Raw genomic sequence first — 4,307 nt, forward strand, 5'->3', positions numbered from 1 at the left:
GAATCTTCATTTAAAATAGAAACTAATAATAAAGTTAATGTTAAAGACTTCAAAGAAATTTTTGGTAATAAGTTTGTCTGKCTACTAGGTGGTATAATATTTATGTCATATATTATGACATGGGCAGTGTATTATCAAGGTGGATTTTTACAAACGAATATAAAAATTGATGCAGCAGCTGTAGGTAAAATTACTGTATTAATGCTTTGGATGYGGCCGATTGGTGGATTTTTAGGTGGATTTTTAGGTGATAAGTTTGGGAAGAGTAGCATTTTAATAACGTCCCTAGGGTTATCTGCCATTTTTTTAATTGCTATATCAGTATTACCAATTACGATGCCTCACATCTACTTTAATGTCCTGGTAGTACTAATTGGATTAATGATTTATACGGTTAGAGGTCTTTACTGGTCGTTACTTGGTGATATTAAGATTGATGTAAAGATACTTGGTCTTGCTATCGGTGTAATATCCTTTATAGGCTATCTACCAGATATTTTAATGCCAATTGCAAATATTGTGTTGTTTAAAACATTCGGAGCTAACGGTGGTTATAACGCCTACTTTATCTTTTGTGCATGCGGAGGTATTATCGGTATCTTAATGACTTTAATCTTTAGAATATTAGTAAAGAAAAACAAAAAATCTTTAGTTGAAACAGCCGAATTAAATGCGTAAAATGTTTAACAACGTAAATTCGGAGTCTTCCCAGCTATAGACCGCCCCCTGCGACAGGTTCGGTCTATCCATTAACCGGCTGTTCAAACTAACTTCTCTTAAAGCGGATGTGAACCCAGGGCGTAGATGTTACTAGCATCTGCGCTCTTTTTTTTATTGTAATCAATTATACATCATATAATTCGTAATTAAACAAAAATGATGATATTGGTATATTTATCGTTTCTCCAATTATTTATCATAGTGTCCACATAGTGCAAAATTAAGTCTTGTTAGTTCAAATACTAATATTATTTGGGAGTTTATCATAAAAGAATACTCAATCACTAATAGACCTGTCCATTGCCTCTGAACGAATTGCTGCTATGTATGTCGAAGATGTATCATACACAAAAATCACAAGACAGAAGGAGATTAATCAAAATGAAACATAAACAGTGGACGATCTATGCGATCCAGCATTCACATACGGATGTCGGTTATACCGAACGTCAAGAGAAAATTAAACAGTATCACGTTGGTTTTATCCGTCAAGCACTGCAAATCATTCGTGAGATTCGTTCGGGAAACCGTCCGGATTGGAAAGGGTATAAGTGGGTTTGTGAAACATTTTGGCCGATTGAAGCCTTTCTAAAAAAAGCGACAGTCCAGGAGCAAGCAGAGCTAGCAGAAGCGATTCACAGCGGAGATATCGGTTTGTCCGGCACGTATTTGAATATGAGTGAATTGGTAGGAAAAGAACTACTTGAAGCGACGCTGAAGCGGATTCGGGAGTATGCACAATCTATTAATGTGAAGGTCGAATCTGCGATGACGGCAGATATAACGGGCTTTGGCTGGGGCTATGGGCAAGTGCTGGCAGACATGGGAATCAAAAATATGATCACCTGCATTCATACGCATCATTCGATGTTCCCGCTGCGGAAGAAGCAAACGCCATTCTGGTGGGAGACGCCCGGTGGTGAACGTATTCTCATCTGGAGCGGTGAGCACTATGTGTTCGGCAATGATTTGGGCATTATGCCAGGTTTGGGCGGTTCGTATACGATTCGCGACGAAATGGTTATTTCAAACGGCGTTACCTTCGAGCAAGCAGAAATCCGAATCCGTCGCTACCTAGATCGACTGGAGCAAGATGGCCATCCTTATCCATTTGTGCCGGTCATGCTGTCCGGTTTGCCAACGGATAATGGATCTCCTAATGTACAGATGATGGCGTTTATTAACGAGTGGAATGCGAAGCATGGTGAGGAGATTCGCATTCAATCTGCTACGTTGGATGATTTCTTCGCTGAAGTACGCAGCTCTGAAGAAGAGATCCCGGTGTATCGCGGTGATTGGCCGGATTGGTGGACCGATGGAACAGGATCGACACCGATGCATGTACAAGTGTTTCGAGAAGCGCAGCGGGTATATGAGAAAGTGAAACGCTTGGACCCGAATTGCGAGATTATTGATGCGGATGCATTCAAGCGGATGGAAGACGAGCTGGTGTTGTTCGCTGAGCACACATGGGGCTATCACTCCTCTGTCTCAGAGCCATGGAACCCGTTCGTCCAAGAGCTTGGAGTCCGTAAAGATGCCTTTGCTGCCAATGCAAGCACGCTTGCCCATACAGCGCTATATGACATTTTGGAAGCAAAGGGCGATGCTTTACTGGCTCCCGATCGCCCGCTGCAGTTCCGAATTCACAACCCGTATTCTTATGTGCAAGAGGATTATGCCCATTTCATTATGGAGTCTTGGCATCATGTCGAAATCAAGGATGGCTTCGAAGTCGTTGATGTAGAGAGCGGACAGGTTTATTCTGCTCAGTTAAGAGTGGCTCCTAGAGGAGTGATCGTTACCGTTCCTGTTACACTTTTGCCTGGAGAAGAGCGGACCTTGCTCATTCGTCCGGTGAATAAACCGAAAAATGTAACTGCTTTTGGAACGGACTTATTAGGTTCAGATGGCATTATTGATATTGAGGAACCTATTCAATCATCTGCTTTACATGTGACCTACACGTCTATGGATACTCCRTTCGCTAGAATTGAATGGGAAATGGGTGACGGAATTACGTCTTGGAAGGATAAGCAAACTGGGAAGGAATTGCTTCGCTCGGATCGGAATCATCATGCTTTCAGTCCCGTCTATGACGTGACAAAAGCAGCTAAAGTCGAAGAGATGAATAATATTCGTCGCATAATGGGACGCAATCGCAAAGGGCCGGATGCACAAGTATCGGTTGGCGTATTGACTAAAGCCGAGGTTGTGGACAAAGGTGAAGTCTATACAACGGTCCAGCTCACTTATGCGGTTGGGGGCTGTTCACACTATTCCCTACTTGTTACAGGCTACGCGGATAAGCCACGTATCGATGTAGCGGTGCGCATGCACAAGGATAGCATTTGGGATCCAGAAAATATTTACATTTCACTTCCGTTCGGAGCACCAATCGAGGCGGGCAAGCAGGAGTTGTGGATCGATAAGCTGCAAGCGCCAGTCCGAGCGCGCATTGACCAGTTGCCTGGCAGCTTAATTGATTATTACTGTGTCGATGAAGGTGCGGCTTATATTACGGAGGATATGGGCGTAGCGATTGCGATGCCAGATACACCACTTATGCAATTGGGCTCGCTCCGCCATGAGTTTCGACTCCTGCAAGGCGATGAGCGTATGCAAGAAGATCCGGCTCATTTGTACTCATGGCCGATGAATAATTATTGGGAGACCAATTTCCGGGCAACGCTGGGCGGGTTTTATGAATTCCGTTATTTTGTAACCTGGGGAGAAGGATGTAAGCAACCGGTAGCGGCTCTTGAAGCATGTCGCAGTCAAAATTCAGGAATTTTAGCTTATAGAGTGAAGTAAGGAAATTATATTGCTAAGAAAAGAGAGCCACGCTAAAGCGTTTGGCTCTTTTTTTATTTGCATACGCCACGCTCCAATTCAATTCTGTCAGCCCCAATTTATACCCGATCTATAATCGATGTTATTCGTTACTTCTTTTTATGGAATATTCCGTTTGTCATTGTAATGTTAAAACCAAAATGAAAGAAATCGTGAGATTTGCAATCGTGTTAGTAAGTCGGTAGTTAGTAAACGTTTTCATTACAATATCTTAAGTTGTAATTGATTTTGACCTTACAATACAACCTTATTATTGGAGGTAGAACGGTTAGGCTGTCCGTCCTTAAGCGGCCAGACCGGTACGATTCCAATAAATAGAAAGAACAGGTGATCCAATGAAACGGCGAATGCTATTCGCGAGTCTTATTCTTGTCCTGCTGCTCTCAGCATGCTCGAACGCAGGAAACGGTGGGAATGACTCCGGTGCTAAGAACGGCAGCAGCAATAAAGGAAAAGGTGATTCCAAGCAGACGATTACAATCGCTTGGCAGCCGAACGAATCAAGTGGGGATTTACAGGAAACTCGCGACGCGATCAGTAAGATGATCGAGGAAGCGACGGGTAAGAAAGTGGAGCACTTCACCACAACAGATTATATTATTTCGATCGAAGCGCTGACCAACGGCAGTGCGGATATTGCCTACATGGGCGCGACCTCGTACGTCGAAGCCAAGAAGAAGAACGACAATCTAGTTCCGCTCGTCGTGAACTCCGGTGAATCGGGTACGCTGGAC

At 43.4% G+C, this 4,307-nt stretch carries 3 protein-coding genes; all 3 read left to right on the forward strand.

Going from position 1 to position 4,307, the window contains the following annotated elements:
• Nucleotides 1-678 (forward strand): MFS transporter (locus AC1DWN_RS28910; protein WP_477562334.1); only part of this gene is annotated, 678 nt, incomplete at its 5' end.
• Nucleotides 679-1,101: 423 nt separating this feature from the next.
• Entirely contained in the window at nucleotides 1,102-3,534 is a 2,433-nt protein-coding gene (locus AC1DWN_RS28915; protein WP_477562335.1) for a glycoside hydrolase family 38 N-terminal domain-containing protein, read from the forward strand.
• Nucleotides 3,535-3,908: 374 nt separating this feature from the next.
• The coding region (locus AC1DWN_RS28920) for a PhnD/SsuA/transferrin family substrate-binding protein (RefSeq protein WP_477562336.1) at nucleotides 3,909-4,307 on the forward strand (399 nt) is incomplete at its 3' end.

The sequence above is a fragment of the Paenibacillus sp. P4_A7 genome, from assembly GCF_056402455.1.